General features: G+C 32.6%; 13 protein-coding genes. All 13 read right to left on the bottom strand.

Translation table 11 applies throughout. The annotated features are described in order from the left end of the window. Positions 1-2: 2 nt before the first annotated feature. Positions 3-980, bottom strand: a complete 978-nt coding sequence (locus CHB81_RS08420; protein ID WP_089351437.1) for a YeiH family protein — start codon at positions 978-980, stop codon at positions 3-5. Positions 981-1054: 74 nt separating this feature from the next. Then, a complete protein-coding gene (locus CHB81_RS08415; protein WP_089351436.1) occupies positions 1055-1951 on the bottom strand; it encodes a LysR family transcriptional regulator in 897 nt (298 codons plus the stop codon). A gap of 7 nt (positions 1952-1958) precedes the next feature. Next, positions 1959-2744, bottom strand: a complete 786-nt coding sequence (locus CHB81_RS08410) for a hypothetical protein (protein WP_089351435.1) — start codon at positions 2742-2744, stop codon at positions 1959-1961. A 54-nt stretch (positions 2745-2798) separates the two neighbouring features. Further along, a complete protein-coding gene (locus CHB81_RS08405; protein ID WP_089351434.1) occupies positions 2799-4826 on the bottom strand; it encodes a hypothetical protein in 2028 nt (675 codons plus the stop codon). 98 nt (positions 4827-4924) lie between these two features. Then, positions 4925-5671 (bottom strand): 3-oxoacyl-[acyl-carrier-protein] reductase, encoded by a 747-nt coding sequence (gene fabG, locus CHB81_RS08400; RefSeq protein ID WP_089351433.1) that lies wholly within the window; start codon positions 5669-5671, stop codon positions 4925-4927. 661 nt (positions 5672-6332) lie between these two features. Beyond that, positions 6333-7664 (bottom strand): DUF4302 domain-containing protein, encoded by a 1332-nt coding sequence (locus CHB81_RS08390; protein ID WP_089351431.1) that lies wholly within the window; start codon positions 7662-7664, stop codon positions 6333-6335. A gap of 21 nt (positions 7665-7685) precedes the next feature. Next, positions 7686-8549 (bottom strand): substrate import-associated zinc metallohydrolase lipoprotein, encoded by an 864-nt coding sequence (locus tag CHB81_RS08385; RefSeq protein ID WP_089351430.1) that lies wholly within the window; start codon positions 8547-8549, stop codon positions 7686-7688. 17 nt (positions 8550-8566) lie between these two features. Continuing rightward, positions 8567-10069 carry a RagB/SusD family nutrient uptake outer membrane protein gene (locus CHB81_RS08380; RefSeq protein ID WP_089351429.1) on the bottom strand — a complete coding sequence of 501 codons (1503 nt, stop codon included), beginning with the start codon at positions 10067-10069 and terminating at the stop codon, positions 8567-8569. An 11-nt stretch (positions 10070-10080) separates the two neighbouring features. Continuing rightward, positions 10081-13821, bottom strand: coding sequence for a SusC/RagA family TonB-linked outer membrane protein (locus CHB81_RS08375; RefSeq protein WP_089351428.1), 3741 nt, complete (start codon positions 13819-13821; stop codon positions 10081-10083). 303 nt (positions 13822-14124) lie between these two features. Beyond that, on the bottom strand, positions 14125-15240 hold the full coding sequence (locus CHB81_RS08370; protein ID WP_089351427.1) for a FecR family protein: 1116 nt from the start codon (positions 15238-15240) through the stop codon (positions 14125-14127). Positions 15241-15329: 89 nt separating this feature from the next. Then, positions 15330-15941, bottom strand: a complete 612-nt coding sequence (locus tag CHB81_RS08365; RefSeq protein WP_089351426.1) for an RNA polymerase sigma factor — start codon at positions 15939-15941, stop codon at positions 15330-15332. 415 nt (positions 15942-16356) lie between these two features. Next, on the bottom strand, positions 16357-16785 hold the full coding sequence (locus tag CHB81_RS08360; RefSeq protein ID WP_089351480.1) for a hypothetical protein: 429 nt from the start codon (positions 16783-16785) through the stop codon (positions 16357-16359). Between the two features lie 142 nt (positions 16786-16927). Next, entirely contained in the window at positions 16928-17800 is an 873-nt protein-coding gene (gene sucD, locus CHB81_RS08355; protein ID WP_089351425.1) for a succinate--CoA ligase subunit alpha, read from the bottom strand. Positions 17801-17834: the final 34 nt, after the last annotated feature.

Here is a 17834-nt window from a genome sequence, read left to right as displayed (position 1 = left end):
TTTTAATGAAAGTATAATATTGAAGCTAAACCTAAACAAGCAATAAACACCCACAATAAAACACCTTGAAGTAAAGGCTTCACTCCTACTGATTTTAAAGTGTTTATATTTAAAGTAGCACCAATTAAAAACAGCGTAATTGTCAAACCAATTTTAGCAAAACCCACAATATGTGGTGCTACAATAGCGGTTTCTGGTACATAAGTATTAAAGAGCATTGCCAGAATAAACAATCCAATAAAATACGGAATCTTAATTTTTGTCCCGACGTTTCGGGATTGCTTATTAAAAATTATCGCAGTCAAAAGCGAGATTGGTATAATCCATAAAGCTCTTGCTAATTTTACAGTTGTGGCAATTTGCAAGGCTTCGGCTCCGTATTTATTCGCAGCGCCTACTACAGAACTTGTGTCGTGAATTGCAATGGCGCACCATAAGCCAAAATCTTGTTGAGACAGATTAAGCTGATGCCCGATGAACGGGAAAACGAATAATGCAATCGAATTCAGGATAAAGATTACGCCCAAAGCAATTGAAGTTTGATTCTCATTTGATTTAATTACCGGAGAAATAGCTGCGATGGCGCTTCCTCCACAAATTGCTGTTCCGCAAGAGATTAACTGCGAAGTTTTTTTATCAGTTCTAAGCCATTTTCCCAGGAATGTACCTAATATTAAAGTACTAAAAATTGAAAATATGGTCAGTAAAAAACCTTCTTTTCCGGCAGAAAGTGCACTTGTAGCATTCATTCCGAAACCTAAGCCAACTACTGAAAACTGTAATAGATAAGTAATCGCTTTATTATTGAATTCTACAAACGGATTCCCGAAAATGTTCACCATTATAACTCCTAATAATAATGCAATTGGTGGAGAAATAATCGAAAATAGGCATAATGCAATTATTAGAACAAAAATTGCTTGTTGTATATAAAGATTAACTTCAAATAAATGTGATGTTGTATGTTGATTCGTTTTCAAAATAATTGATTTGATATTTCTTTTACAAAGGTCTGTCGTTTATATCATAATCACTAATCGTAAATTGCAATCGACTATAACTCTAAGTTATAATAAGAAGAGATATTCTGAATAAAAAGTTCTGATAATGAATCTGATTTACCAAGTAAAGTTATGATGTAAAAATACCTTTCAACTGATAAATTTTCTACATCCAAAACCATAAGTTCATTATTTTTAAGTTCTTTATCTACCGCATGTATTGACATAAAAGCAAAACAATCAGAGTTTAATAAATATGATTTTATGCTTTCTGTACTTCCTAACTGCATTTCGATTTGTAAATCGGTTATTCTAAAACCAATTTGTTTCAAAGCAAATTCTATAACTTCAAGTGTTCCGGAACCTCGCTCTCGAGTTATGAATTTCATTGTTTTTAAATCTTCCAATGAAATTTCATTTTTCTTCACTAAAGGATTCTTAGTATTACAAACCAAAACCAATTCGTCTTTCAAGAACGGAATATATTTAATGGACTGATTTTTAGATTGTCCTTCTACAATTCCAATTTCGATTTCTTTATTAATTAAGGCGTTTTCGATTTGCTCTGTATTTCCGTTCAGCAAATTGACTTTTATATCTTTTTGCTTTTGATGAAAACGCGCCAAAACTGGCGAAATAAGATATTGCGCAATTGTTGTACTGGCTCCTAATCGCAATAAACCCTGACGTTCATTCATAAACGAACTCATATCAAAGTCGATTTCACGGTAGATTTCGAAAATATTCTTAGTATGTCTTAAAAGAATTTCTCCTGCCGGAGTTAAAGCAATTTTAGAACCATTTCGCTCAAAAAGCTTGGTTTTATAAGTTTCTTCCAGTTCCTGAATGTGTTTAGAAACCGCTGGCTGCGAGATATATAGTTCTGTTGCCGCTTTAGTAAAGTTTAAGCGCAACGCAACGGTGTAGAATACTTTTAGCCTGAAATCCATATATTATTTAATATTTTCCCATTGCTTCAATTCCATTTTCTGAGAATTTCAAAATTTCAGTTGTAATTGGATATCCTGATTTCTCGTATTCTTCAACTACGACAGAACCCAAACGTTCAGAAAAATACCCAAAATCTTGTTCTCCAAAAATATAACAAAAGTCTCTCACAGGAATAACAGCATAAAATGGGAAACCAATATTATTTTGAACTAAATCCTTAATTTTTGATGAAAAGAGACAAGCACTTTTTAGCCAAACTTCATCAATATCAATCATTCCAAGTTTATGATTCTCAATATCTTCAATCTCAATCTTTACTTTATCTGAAAAAGCATCTAAATTTAAATCAACTTGATTTTTTAGTTCTTCTAAGTCTAAGTTCCAGTCTGTTAAATCATCATGAGAAATAAATGAAAAGTTATTATTAGTATTTACCATAAAAACTTTACTAAATTCATTTGTCACCTTTTCATGTACGAGGTTTTCAAACTCAAAATCATTAGGAAAAAATTGAACGTATATTTTATCTTTTATATTCTCCCAATCTTCTTTTTTTTCTGAATGTGAGACAATTGTATTAACTAAATCTGTGATATAACTTTCATCATTATCTCTTTCGTAATTACGTCTAACATTATCTAAACTTACTTTTAATTCAGATTCTTCTACGTTTATAAGAATAAATCCATCTTTATCAATAGAATCAATAGTTAAGCCTTTGCTTTCAAGTTGTGTTTTAAACGTATTAAAAACAACATCTTCTTTACTATTGCTTTTGAATGAATTAGGCATATATTTTTAATTATGTTTGAAGTGAAGTAAAACTCTGGACCTTTGCACCTTTTTCTAAAGCAATCCATTATATTTTCTAACAAACCACTCTGTTGTCAGTAATAAAGCGATTAAAATCAGCAACCAAACCCAATCAATTAACGGCGTTTTGGTCGAAATATTTTTCTCTATCGATTTGTATTCTTTATTTTCAAGAAGTGTGTTGATCAAATTATCGGCTTGATCTTCAAAAAATGCTTTTCCGTTTGTTTGAAGTGCCAGTTGTTTCAGTTTCGTAACATCAGGATTTACAAATTGCTTTTCGATATCAAAATCCAAAATCTCAAAATGACTTGAATATGATGTGTTCGTATTTAATTCCTTAACGGTAAAATTGTATTTTCCGGTTGATAAACCGTCCAGGTTTACTGAGAAAGAATTATTTCCTTTTAATAAATCGTAGTTTTTGGCTTGTTTCGTTTCAGCATTTGTAACTGTGATTGTCAGTCTGGCTTTTTCATCAAACTCATAATTTTTATTGAAGTATTGCGCATTGATTACAATTGCTTCTCCCGAATTATAAAAGATTTCGTGTGTTACAACCAAAGATTTCTTTGAAGTAGTCGAAGCTAAATATTGAATTACTTTATCTACAAAAACATCATATTTTTCAAAAGACTGATTGTCGATATGACTTTGCAAACGCCATTTCCAAGTGTTTTCTCCTAAAAGAAAAGCGGTTCTTTTTCCTTGATTTTCGGCAAAAGCCAATAAAGGAGCATTTGTAGAAACGTTTCTAATTTTTGACGAAAGTAAAACCGATACATTCCCTTTTGTGGTAACGGTCCCGAATAAATTTTGCAATGGCGGGAAATTTTCAAAACCTATATTATCTATCGCAAACAAATTAAACTGCGATTGAAATTCAGATAAATAATCTTCTCTCTGCCCGCTCATTTTAAATATTAAACTATTTTGTTGTTGGTTAAGAAAATTAAAATCAGTGTTGTTTCCTGTGATAATAAAAGTGTTTGTTGCTGCTAATTTATTGTTGTCAAAAATTGCTTTAAATGCTGTTGTTGGCTGATATAAAACTAAAACCGAAACATCTTGCAACTGACTAATATCATTTGGTTTAACCAAAATCACTTTACGTTGTGCATTAACTTCTATCGAGCGTTTTAACGCTGCTATATCCGGATGATTTATAGACGAAACGATCGCAATTGTCGACTTTTGATCTATTACTTCTACTGCAAAATTCTTGATGTTATTATAGCTATTTTTCTCTTTCGCACCAGATGAAATGCTGGCTTTATAAACTTGTAATCCAACTTTGTCTGCGGGTAAAAGCAAATCTAAAGTGGCTGTTTTTTTAGAAGGCGAAAAAGAAACTTTTTCTCTGGCTACAATTGTACTTCCTTGCGAAATTGTGAAATTGGCATTTGTGGTTTTGTCTCCGGAATATTGAAGAAAAACTTCAACAGGAAATTTATTTTTATGAAAAGCGTATTTATTTACGTTTAACTGATTGATTTTTAAATCCAGAAACGTGGTTGTATCTCCCACAACCAAAGGATAAACTTTATTAACAGGATCAAAACGATATACATAATCGTTTCCTGTAGTTTGATTTCCGTCAGTAATTATAACCGTTGGGAAAATCAGGTTTTTATTGATGCTTTTTAGATTCTTAGCAACTTCGTCCAGATTGGTTTGTTTTCCTTTAAAATCAAATTTATCTGAGGGTTTAAAATCTGCATCAAACTGATACGATTGAATTTCAAATTTCTCTTTAAGGGCAGGATTCGAAATTAATTTCTGATATAATTCGGTAACTTTTTTGTCTGATTTTAAAACAGAAATAGAACTTGAGTTGTCAACCGCAATTGCTAGTGGCGTTTTAGTGATCTCAAGTGAATTTTTAGTCATTATTGGGTTTATCAATAAAAGTAATAATCCAAAAATGGCTAAAAAACGTAAAAAAGCCAAAAACCAAATCACATTGGATTTGTTTTTGGCTTTAAAAAAATATTGAAAATACGACAAACCACCCGCTATTACTAATGATAGTAATAATAATAGAATCGTGTTTGTAGTCATATTTGTGATTTAATGATTGGAATATTTAATACTTCAAAGATCTCAAAATAAAACCTTTGAACCTTTGTAACTCAGTCCCGAAGCTTCGGGATAGTTCCTTATGTTAACATTCCTCCGCAAACATTAAGGACTTGTCCTGTCACGTATGCGCTCATGTCTGAAGCAAGGAAAAGACAAGCATTTGCTACATCTTCTACTGTTCCTCCACGTTTTAACGGAATTCCGTCTCTCCATCCTTTTACTACATCTTCTGGTAATTTTGCTGTCATTTCGGTTTCAATAAATCCCGGAGCGATTGCATTACAACGAATATTACGTGATCCCAACTCTAATGCTACTGATTTCGTAAAACCAATTGCACCTGCTTTTGACGCAGCATAGTTAGTTTGTCCAGCGTTTCCTGATACTCCTACTACTGAGCTAATATTGATAATTGAACCTGCACGTTGTTTTAAGAAAGTTTTTTGAATTGCTTTTGTCATATTAAATACTGACTTTAAATTCACATCAATAACTTGATCAAAATCAGCCTCAGACATACGCATTAATAAGTTGTCTTTTGTAATTCCGGCGTTGTTAATCAAAATATCAACTGTTCCAAAATCAGCCAAAACAGCATCAACAAAAGTTTGCGCTTCATTAAAATCGGCCGCATTCGACTGGTATCCTTTTGCTTTAACCCCTAAACTGTTCAATTCAGCTTCTAACGCTTCTGCAGAAGCTACAGACGAGCTGTATGTAAAAGCAACGTTTGCACCATGTTTAGCAAAAACTTCAGCAATTCCTCTTCCAATTCCACGACTAGCGCCCGTAATGATGGCAACTTTTCCTTCTAGTAATTTCATATTCAAAATCTATGTTAATATTTATTTGTAGCTATTCCTGCTATCCGCTTGTATCTTTTCATCTGCAAAAAAGCAGATAAAAAGGATACCGCTACTATCAGGGCTATGAATGACTCGTCAAATATATGATAATTCCCTTTTTAAAAAAATAACAATAGTATAATTTATGAAGAAGAACGCTTCTTTAAGGCTAAAAAGAACAAAAAAAAACCGTTTCACGGATATGAAACGGTTCTAAAAGAAATAATTTTATTAAAGGCACTCTATACCATCAATTGTTGCTTTACATATTGGCTCAACTGGTCTTATTGGTCCCTCCATAATACATGGCCCATAATAAGGAAGTGGAGTCCAGGGAATTGTACATATGACAGTCCCGCCAATTACATTTTTTTGTTCATTAATACTAAGTACTTCAACTCCTTTAAGATTTAAAATTTTTTCTAACATAATAATCAGGTTGTTTAATATTTGTATTCTCAATCATTTTTATGTCTGTTGAGTTTCAGACGTAATACTAAATGCATTCATTAAAATTTATAACTAAAGACCAAAAAACATATTAATTAAATTCTTGACATTAATTCTATTCTTTAAAAAAGCGGCTCGATTTGAGCCGCTTTTTATCCAAAATCAAGAACAAAACTAAAAAACTAAGCTATTAAAATTTGTAATTCGTCAATCTAAACGGAGTGGCTGCACTTGTATAAGTGTAAATAACATTTGTATAGAAAATGGTAAACGATTCTTTTTTAAGGTATAATCCTTTAGGATTTGTAATTTCATCATCTAAAATTTTCAAAAACGCTCTTGCTGCCGGAGTCCCTATCCAGCCGTCATCAGTTAAAATAATGGTCTTATTTACGGCATCCTCAGTAGTGGTGAAAAAATGATATATCGATGGTTTTCCTCCAGTAAATGTATATGCGATATAATTACCATTCAAAGGATCATTGAAAGCTATCTGAACTCTCGCAATTTTTTGATTTGCGGGCAAAGTAGCATTTACCTTATCTAATATTGATTTAGCGTAAGCTGAGTTGGTCGCGGCTTTAGATAAATTTGCAGCTATATATCCTATTGTAATTTGCCCTCCCCCTTCTAAAAATAGTTTATAATCATCTGTTAATCTAGGAGGTGCATTTGTAAATTGAATAGTAGCTTTTGCACCACTTGTTCCTGTTGCCACAAAAGATTTATCTGTAGCGTTATAAACAAAATCTGTTAACTTTTGACTTCCTACGGTAATTGCCGGCTTTACAGTTATTCCTGTTGGTGTATAGGCAACTGCCAATTTAAGAGTTTCAGCGTTTCCATCTTCTAAAGGAGTCGCTGTTCCAAATCTAACTACGGAATTATAATCAAGCTCGTATTTTTTAACTGTTGTTCCATCAGTAGTCTCAAGTGTTCTAAATAATGGACTATTAATATCACCTGTCATGTTTTTGTTCGTGATAGTGTTTCCTTTTAAATCAACCCAGTCTTGAGCTGTTGCTTTTACAAAACGAACTTCCTTTACGGTTCTATTAGTTTTGAAAACAAGGTCTCCATTTTCTACACCATAAAATAAGAACTGAAAATCTCCTAAGAATCCTTTTCCTGCGGCAAGAGGTGAATTACCAGAGTCTGACAATAAATGAATTTTATTTTTTGTCGTAAAAACTACACTCACAGTACTTCCTAATTGAATTTCATACTGACTATTATGCTTCTCTGTATCATCGTCAAAATCAGAAGCCATGTCTACTTTTCCGTCAGGCAAAAATTTAAATAAATGTGTAAATCCTCCCAATTGATTATCATCTGTATAATAAACTGCCTTCCAGCCATTTTCGGCAGAAAGTAATAGATCATTTAATTCCTTTTTTCGCTTGTTTAAACGCTCTGTAGGTGTATCATCAAATTTTTGTTCCGCATCTGTGCTGACACAACTATTTACTTGCAACATCAAAATAATGAGCAACAAATACTTCAATATATTTTTAGTTTTCATAATTTATCTTTTGTTAAATTTTTAATCATTTAGAACATCTGTGGTATTCTTTTGAGCTTCATCTCTTAGCGCATAAAAATCTATATTAAAGGCATCTCTATAGTATTGTACTACTAGTGCTTCTTTTTTCTTTAAGGCTTCAACTGCAGCAGGATTTGTGATACTTGCAAGTAATGCCTCGTACTCTACTTCTGAGTTTAGCAAAATTATTGCTGCTGTTTCTGCAAAATCTTCTGTATAATTTGATCTTGCATAAGCACTTATAAAACCAAGTTCATGCGCCTGCCTATCTGTAATACTAAATGGGTCTGAGCTATAATCTTTTGGTGTTATTTTTGCCCAGGCTTCTACATCAAATGTTTTAGTCTGATTTAAAATATGCACGTATTCATGCTGAATTGTATGGATAAATTCTGTTACACTTTCGCGATCTTTTTTATCCACATAATCAACCTGAAAAAGAGAAATTCTCTTTCCTCCTTCGGCAAGACCTAAAGTATTTGAAACATCATCAGGATTTACGTTTACTCCGCCTACCAGAACAAAATCTCTTGGTGCAATGATTTTAACAAAATCCTTCCCTCCTATTGTTGTATAACTGTCGATCCATATTTTTTTGATTATTTCTAATGCTGGCTGCACTTTGTCAATTGCTGGCGGATATAAAAATCTATTGCCTTCAACTACATTTTGATTCCACTCATATTGCACACTAATATTATAAGGATCTATATAGTTTTTGTCAATCCATCTGTCCAAATCAGTCTTTACTTTTGGAGTAAAATTCAAGAAACTCTCCTTTGGCTGATCTTCATGAGAACAGGATACAAGTGTCAAAATTCCGACAGCAAATATTATATTTTTATATTGTTTAATTAATTTCATAATGTTTCAAATTAAAATTATCTCGGATTTAGTTCAATTCCATTATTAGACGCATTTAGAGGTATTTGCACAGCACGACGCTTGTCATCTTTAACCAAAATATTACTCTTAGAAATTTGTCCTTGTTGATTATAAGTATCATGTTTTATTACCAGATTAAATCTCTTGATATCAAACCATCTTAGTCCTTCATGTAAAAACTCTCTTCTTCTGGCTTCTGTAATTGCTTTAATAAAAGATGTTTGTTCCGGAGTAAGAGAATAAAACGGAGTATATTCATCCGCAATAACCGGATATTTATCATATACCATATCTTTTGTCAATACATCCGAAGCGTCATGTCCATCTGTTCTGGTTCCTAAAAAATATTCCAACTCTGAAGTGGCAACATCCAATTGATTTGTCATAACATGTGCTTCAATACGGTTTAAGAACATTTCATCGTTAGAAAAAAGTACAACTCCAGTATATGGAAGACCAATTTGTGCTGTTACATTGGTATATTTGAAATACTCATTAAACTTGTATACTGCAACATTTGCTCCACTTGCCCCTTGTATTGAAATATCAATTAACCAGTCTTTATTAAAAATATTGGTGTCGCTGCCAAGTATCTGGTCTCTCTCATTTGCTCTTGTAAAAGCAAATCTGTTATTTCTTGTTGCTCTACCACAAATTGAACTTGGAGATCCAATTAACAAGTTTGTAACCTGTGTATTTTTTGCATATTCAATTGGTTTATTTGGAAAATCATAACCGTTGTATGCTGTCCAATCTCTAAGTTTTCCTACGGGTTTGTTTCCTAATCCGTCAGTAAGTTCCAATACTCGTTTCCAGTCTCCTTTTACAGTATAAAAACGTGCCGCAAAAGCTTTTGCAGCCTCTTTATTAAAGTGATATTTTAAATAATCAGTTCTGTACTCATTCGTTACATATTTCAACCCTTCTTCAATATCTGCTTGTATAAAGTCAAAAACTTCTTTTACTGAATTACGTTTGTATTTCGCAATCAAAACTGTTTCCGGTTCTGTTACATAAGGAATCCCTAAATCTGTACCAGCTGTAGCAGGATTATAACGATTTGACCATAACGAAACCAACATAAAATGAGAGTATGCTCTGGCTAATAATGCTTCTCCTTTTTGAGGGTTAAGACTAGGGGCAGCTCCAAGCTCTTTTATAGATGCCAATGCCTGATTTGCGGTCGCAATTGCCTTATAAGCAGCATTCCAGTAAAATCCCTGAGTATCTCTACCTGTTTGATCATCTTGTAAATCCCAATTATAACTTTGTGCATTATTAATGTTTACCAGAGAGCTTTTATTATCAGATACGTTGTCTGTCATAGTTTCTGCAAGCTCGATATATGTACCGTCTGGATATGCAGCTGCCAATAATTCTGAAATTTTTTCGGGTGTATCAATTTGTAACCTGTTATCCGGTGTTTCTGAAAGGAAATCATCGCAACTACTAACACTAACAAGTATCAATAGTGATAAAGCTATTTTTATATTTTTCATAATCAATTATATTAAAATGAAAGGTTTATGGCAAATGTGTATTGTGATGTAATTGGAAAAGCTACACCTCCTGTATTACGGAATTCCGGATCCTGACCGTTAAGTCTTTTATCAGAATAAATTAACCAAGGGTTTACTGCTGATCCTTTTAATGTAAAGGTGCTTACTCCTAATTTTCTCTTGAAATCTTTAGGGAATTCCCAACCTAATGAGATATTTTTTAATCTCACGAAATCACCATCAGCAATTCTAACATCAGAATAATTATAGGTGTTGTATGCTTTTGCAAGTGTACGTTCTCCTCCATTATTTTCTATCAATCTTTTGTCAGCAATCACAGGAACATTTGTAATATTTTCATCTCCAGGATTTATCCAACGATTGGTAAAATCTTTTGTAAACACTGTCAAATCATCATAAACGCTATCATAAACAGGATTCAAACGAACTTTATTTCCCCCTGAACCAACAATAAATACATATAATGACCAATTTTTGTAAGTAAAAGTATTCGCTAAACCTATAGATTTATTTGGCTCAATAGAACCTTCATATTTCAGGTATTTAGTTACATCATTTGTATCTTGAAAATCTGCATCAGTCATATTGTTCTCTGCACCATCCTGTAATTTAAAAGTTGGTAATCCCTGATTATTTAATCCTGTAAAGTCATACGAATAAATAGAGTTTCTAGGAGTTCCTAATGCGTTTCCGCCGTTTCCGTTTACTAAACTAAATGCAGATGGTTTGTTTTGTAATTTTGTAATTTTTTGATCATAAACAGAGAAATTAAGCGTAGTAGACCATCTAAAATCTTTGCCTACAATATTCTGAGTTGTAAAACCTACTTCAAGACCTTTAGTTCTCATATCGGCATTATTACCTTGCTTGATACTTTCTCCTCCAACACCTGATGTTGTCACAAAATCAACTAAATCAAAGGCATTACGAGTATAGACATCCGTTACAAATTGTACTCTGTTGTTAAACATTCCTAAATCTAAACCAATGTTAGTTTCGTATTGTTTTTCCCAAGTTAAATCACCGTTTTGTAATTCATCAATAGATATTGCAGATTCTCTGTTTCCAAGAAAAAGTCTATCCGTAATAAAACTTTTGTAAATCGCCAATGAATTGGTAGCTGGTCCGGCAGTAGCTGTAAGTCCATAAGATGCTCTTAATGCTAAATTGTTTATAGCTTTAGAATTTCTCATGAAATTTTCTTCCGTGATATTCCATTTTCCACTTACTGTATAAGTTGGCAGCCATCTGTTAGAACCGCTGTTTCCTTGTCTGTTTGATCCGTCATAACGACCTGTAAGAGACGCTGTATAACGACGATCATAAGTATATCCTACTTTTCCGAAGAAACCAACTGTTCTTTCTCTTTCAGCATCAAAACCATAATAAGAATCTCCGTCATTTACTATTTTAGAAATTAATCTAGGATCGATAAATGGTGTAAGTCCACGGTCAAATTGAAGTCCTACTGCAGTAAAATTATCACTGTTTCTGTCTACTGATCTAAGTTCAGTACCAAAGAATCCTTCTAATTCGTGTTTTTCATTTAATGTATTTCTATAATTAACACTATTTCTAATGTTGTAAGAAGTCATGTCATTTGTAAATTTTCTTAAAAACCCTCCATTTGGAAGTACAGATATTTTTGGTGCCGTTAAATTATCCGGATCACGGTATAAAAATATATTAGCCTCCTGAACGATTGAATTTTCTCCTTCTACGCTCAAAGCTGTACCCGCCTTATAAGCGGCAGCCACATTCGAATCTTCATAAATTTTATGCTCTCTCGAAGTATTAGCATATCTGGCTGAACCTGTAAGATTATAAGTTAAATGTGGATTAATTTTATATTCTAAATCCAATTGAAAACGAATATCATTTACTTTAATATCCAATGTATTATTACTAAGCTCGTTAATAATATTCATTGGAGCCCAGTTATTTCTGTAATACTCTAAATTTCCATTTTCATCGTAAGGTCTTAAAGTTCTGCTTGTGTTTAAAACATACTTAAAAGGGTTGATATCAAATTCTCTGTTTACGCTTCCGTAAACTGGATCTGATTTACTTTCATAACTTCCCGGTGCCATTTGATTACGTACCGAACCCATTGTAGATAAAGTAATATTTAATTTATCATTTATAAAAAAAGTTCCTTTTATATTAGATGTCAATTGTTTTACGTTATCTGCAATTGTCCATCCCGGATCTGTATAATATCCTAGAGAAGCATAAAATGTGTTGTTTTTTCCTCCACCAGAAAAACTCAAAGAGTGATTTTGTGTGATTGAAGGTCTAAATAAAACACTAAACCAATCTGTATTGCCTAATTCATATTTCTTTAAAAATTGATTACGGCTAACTTCATCATTTCTAACTCCAAACTGACCACCTGTTTTATTGTAAGTATCAATTTGTTTTGCAAGAATATTATAAACTCCACCAAATCTTCCGTTTAGTGAGGAAGCTATTTCAAGAAACCCTTTTCCATCTCCGCTATATCCTTCCAACTCTTTTAAAATACTCATTGATTCCTGAGAGTTTAAAATATCATATTGCGAATAATTAGGAACAGTTCTTACCGTATTCTCTACTGAATAACTCACTTTTAAAGGTGAATCTCTACGACCTTGTTTTGTCGTTACAACTACAACTCCGTTTAATGATCTTGAACCATAAATAGAAGTTGCCGATGCATCTTTTAAGATTTCTACACTTTGAATATCATTAGCATTTAAACCTGCTACAGATGAACTTAGCAAAGTTTCAGAGTTTCCTGAGGCCAAATCAGAAAATGAAATATTAATAATATCTTCCTGAACAACACCATCAATAACCCATAAAGGTTTTGTATCTCCAAAGATTGATGAGGATCCACGAACAGTAATTTTTGGTGCTGTACCAAATGTTCCTGTAACGTTTTGAACTGTTACCCCTGCTGCTTTTCCTTCAATCATTCTGCTGACATCAACTACACCGTCAACTTTTAATTCCGTTCCCGAAATTTTACTGATAGCTCCTGTAAAGGTTCTTTTAGATGTTTTTTCGTAACCTGTAGTCACTACAACTTCTTTTAGGTTTTGCCCCAATTCATTTAAAACAATTGTTGGTGTAATATTAGTTATACCAATTTCTTTTGTCTCCATACCTACATAAGAAATGATAATTTTATCACTATTCGCAGGCATTTCGATAGTAAAATTACCATCAAAGTCAGTAAGCACGGCCATTTTGCTTCCTTTTGCCAATACTGTTGCACCAGGTAAAGGATTTCCTCCTGAATCTGTCACTTTTCCTTTTATAATTGGACCCGCAGTTAATATTTCTAATAATGAATCGTGATTATCTGTATTTGCAAACGGATTTACAACATTCTTTTGCAAAATAATCTGATTACTAACTTCTGCAAATGTGATATTAAACGGAAGCAATACTCTGTTTAGAATACTTGCCAATGTTTCCTGATTAGCCTCAATACTCACTTTTTGGTTTAATTGTGGTAATCTGGAGTTATAAGAAAATTTTACATGCGCAGACTTTTCAATTTTAGATAATGCATTATCCAATGTCAAATTTTCAACTGTAATTGTGACTTTGGTATCTAACTTTTTTTGCCCATTTACATCGTTTGCCATTGCAACACTTGAAAACACAAGTGCAAGGACAAACTGAAATAGTGTTATTTTCATGATTCGATGGAGTAATCGTTGTTTAACAACTGGTTTTTTCATAATTTTGGTTTGTTTTGATTAATACTGATTCGAGTGTATTTTAAGAAACGTACTGAATGACTCTTTACAGAGAGAAATTCAATTTTATAAGTGTCGAAAATGTTACAGCATTTCGGCACTTTTTTTTATGCATTATCTTTTACATAGGCTTTTTTGGTTTTTCTTAGTTTTGGTTTATACTTTGGTTTTGGTTTGTTTCAAAAGAAATAAATTACATTCTTATAAAAAAAAGAAAGAATTTATCTAAAATATTAAATCACTTAATGCGATCTTCTTTTGTATAATTACAGTTATACAAAAGCATTAATTACATCCTTCTGATGTTATAATAATTTGATTTCCGTTCATTTCAAAACTGGTATTGTTGCCAATGCTTCTACAAACAATTTTTAATTTTTCCGGCAAAGGCTGGTCACTCAGTGAAGTGGTAAGATGGCAATCTTTTAATTTGTCTTTTGGATAATCAATATCTACCAGATAAGCCTGTTCTATTGTTTCAAAAATCTGCGAAACAGGGATATCACTAAACTCAAAGCTTAGTTGTTCGATATTTCCAACACTTTGAACAAGTTCAGCATCTTGAGTGATATTTGTAATTTTATTGAATTTTAGATCATTACGTACAAATCGTAATGCCTGATTAGGAAGTAAAACTATTTCTTCGTGATCTGATTTTGAAATCATTTCATTAGACTTAACCTTAACTTTACCGGTGCGGACAAGAACTTCAACATCAGGTTGATCAGAATAAGCTTTGACCCTAAAACTAGTTCCAACAACCTTTGTGACAATCTCGTTTGCATAAACGTAAAAAGGTTTTTTAGGATTTTTACTAATTTCAAAGAAACCTTCGCCGGATAAATACACCTTTCTTTCGTTTCCGGTAAAGATTTTAGGATAACTTAATTTACTATTTGGCTGTAATAAAACCGAACTACCATCAGATAATGTAATAATTTGCGGTTTGTCTGAATTATTAGTCTGCTCCACTAATCCTTCACTATTTTCATCAATAAGTTCTTTGTAGGTAACAACTTTATTTTCTGTTTGGAAATAGTTTTTGTAGAACCAAACGGATATTAGTCCAAAAATTAAAGTTGCTGCAACTCCGTTAAGAAAACATTTTCTAAGAAATCTAATGTTTGAGTTTTCAGGTAAATGGTTTTGATTTTCTTTCTCTTCGATTTTCGACCAAGTCGCTTCTAACGCTCTGCGAATATCCGAAGTTGATAATTCTGAATCCGTAACATGCATCGCCAACAATAAGTGTCGTGCTTCTTCGACTAATTTTGCACGTTGACGACTTTCTAAAGTCCACTCCTCCCAACCATCATTGTCAATTTTTAATAAAATCCACGACTGGAATGATTCGTCAGATAAAAAATCTTCTATTTCGGTATATGTATTACGTTTTTGCATCTAAAAATAAGGTTACAAAAACATAGAGGACACTTCTTTGATTGTATACTCACCAAATTGTGATTTTTTTTTTATTTTTTGAAATAAAATTAAAAACTACTTGAAGATAGTAGTAGAAATAATGAAAAAGTACCTTTCCATTCTTTACGAAGCACCAGCAAACCGCGATACAGCAAATTACTGGCCGATTGGTAATTTACATCGAGCATTTCAGCAATTTGTTCCACACTAAGTCCCTGATGATATTTTAAATACAAAGCTTCTTTCTGGCGAGGTGGTAAATCATTTAATAATTTATTCAGATAAGTAACTTTTTCTTTGGTAGCATAGTCATCATCTATAAGCTCATGCCCCACAGAGAACTCCAGTAAAAATGCAATAGAATCTGTGTTTGTTGCTTTGCGGAAAATATGATCACGTTCATGCAATCTTGCAATTCTCTTGCGTACACTTGATAACAAATAAGCCTTTACAACCACAGAACGCTGTAATGAATTGCGATACACCCATATATCTGTAAAAACATCCTGAATACAATCCTGTACTTTTTCATGATAGGGAGAAAGTGAATTGCCATAACTCACCAAATCGGCATAATATCTTTCAAACAACATCGAGAATGATTTTTCGTCTCCCTCTCTTAGGTTAGTCCAAAGGGTAATATCGTCAAAAGCGGTAAATTCAAAGGTTGAGGTTTTCATGGTTATAGTGGCTGATATTCTTAAAACAAACTCTTTGATTTAATACAAAGAATATGTTTTTTTAACATTATCTTTTGGTTTTGTGCGATAAATATATAAAAGCAAATATTTAAAACCAATTTTTTTACACAAAGGAAGCAGTTTCCTAATATAAGAAAACTGTTGCTTTATGCTTGATTTAACTAGAACTTAAGGCAAATTAAAATAATAATACTATTTTAAAAAACAATTTAATTGTAAGATTTTACTACCACCATTTTTATTTTCTTTTTTTAACAATTCATTTATATTAACATATCTCATTTGTAAAAGAAACTTACATTATAAAATTAGTCGTTAAATAAAAAAAAATCCGAATATAAAAAAAAGCCTTACTAGTAAGTAAGGCTTTTTGATGTTTTCTAGTTAAAAAAACTTAGAAAGCTACATTCCATCTTGGTAATCTTGCATTTTCATCTAAGAAATTTTGCAAAACTTGTCCTTCAACAGTAGTAGGGATTCCTTTTACGTCAGCATTAAAAGTTTCATACCAAACTACTTCAAGAGCATCGATGTTTTCTAATTTCATTTGTGCTGGCCAAGAATATTTTCTACCAGTTTTAGCAAATTGGTGTCCGTTTACGATTTTATCGTATAAACCGCCATTTTTGCTTTTCAAAGCTCCATCATTCTGAACGGTTCCTGTAGAACCCACCATGATTAATTCTTTTGCACCACCTTCAACAGCATAAACTACAAAAACTCCTGCGCCAGATTCCGGAGCATTACAAGCTTGTTCTAAACTATCCTCGATTGTAAAAGTAAAACTATTGCTTACTTTAAACTTTTCTAATTCTTTGTACATATTTCTCATTTTAAGCTTCTAAGAAACTGAGGTTCTAAGTTGCTAAGTTTTTAAATTAAATTCCAATCATTTTAAAAATGTAAAAAAGTCTCAACAAAATATTGAGACTTTTTTTGGAATTTTTTATTTTGAATACCGGAGATTATCCAAGTACTTCTTTTACTTTTTTACCAATTTCAGCTGGTGAATCAACAACATGAATTCCGTTGTCTCTCATAATTTGTTTTTTAGCAGCAGCAGTATCATCAGAACCACCAACAATAGCGCCTGCGTGACCCATTGTTCTACCGGCAGGAGCAGTTTCTCCAGCGATAAAACCAACAACTGGTTTACGGTTACCATCAGCTCTTACCCATCTTGCAGCATCAGCTTCAAGTTGACCACCAATTTCACCAATCATAATGATGATTTCAGTTTCTGGGTCGTTCATTAATAATTCAACAGCTTCTTTAGTTGTAGTTCCAATAATTGGATCTCCACCAATACCAATAGCTGTAGTGATTCCTAAACCTTGTTTTACAACTTGGTCAGCAGCTTCGTAAGTTAAAGTTCCTGATTTAGAAACGATTCCAACTGTTCCTTTTTTGAAAACGAAACCTGGCATAATACCAACTTTAGCTTCACCCGGAGTAATAACTCCTGGACAGTTTGGTCCGATTAATCTAGAATTTCTTTCTTTAACATAATTATTTGCTTTAATCATATCTGCTACAGGAATTCCTTCTGTAATAGCAATAATTACTTTAATTCCAGCGTCAGCAGCTTCCATAATTGCATCAGCAGCAAAAGCTGGCGGTACAAAAATAATAGATGTATCAGCTCCAGCTTGATCAACAGCATCTTTTACTGTGTTAAAAACCGGACGATCTAAATGGCTAGTTCCACCTTTTCCAGGCGTAACACCACCAACAACATTAGTACCGTACTCAATCATTTGAGAAGCGTGGAAAGTTCCTTCGCTTCCTGTAAATCCTTGAACAATTATTTTGGAATCTTTATTAACTAAAACACTCATGATATATATTTTATGTAGTTTTTAAAATTGTGAT

Source organism: Flavobacterium sp. ov086 (assembly GCF_900187965.1).
GTDB lineage: Bacteria > Bacteroidota > Bacteroidia > Flavobacteriales > Flavobacteriaceae > Flavobacterium.
The sequence above is the reverse complement of the archived record's forward strand: the minus strand, read 5'-3'. Positions and strand labels throughout refer to the sequence as shown.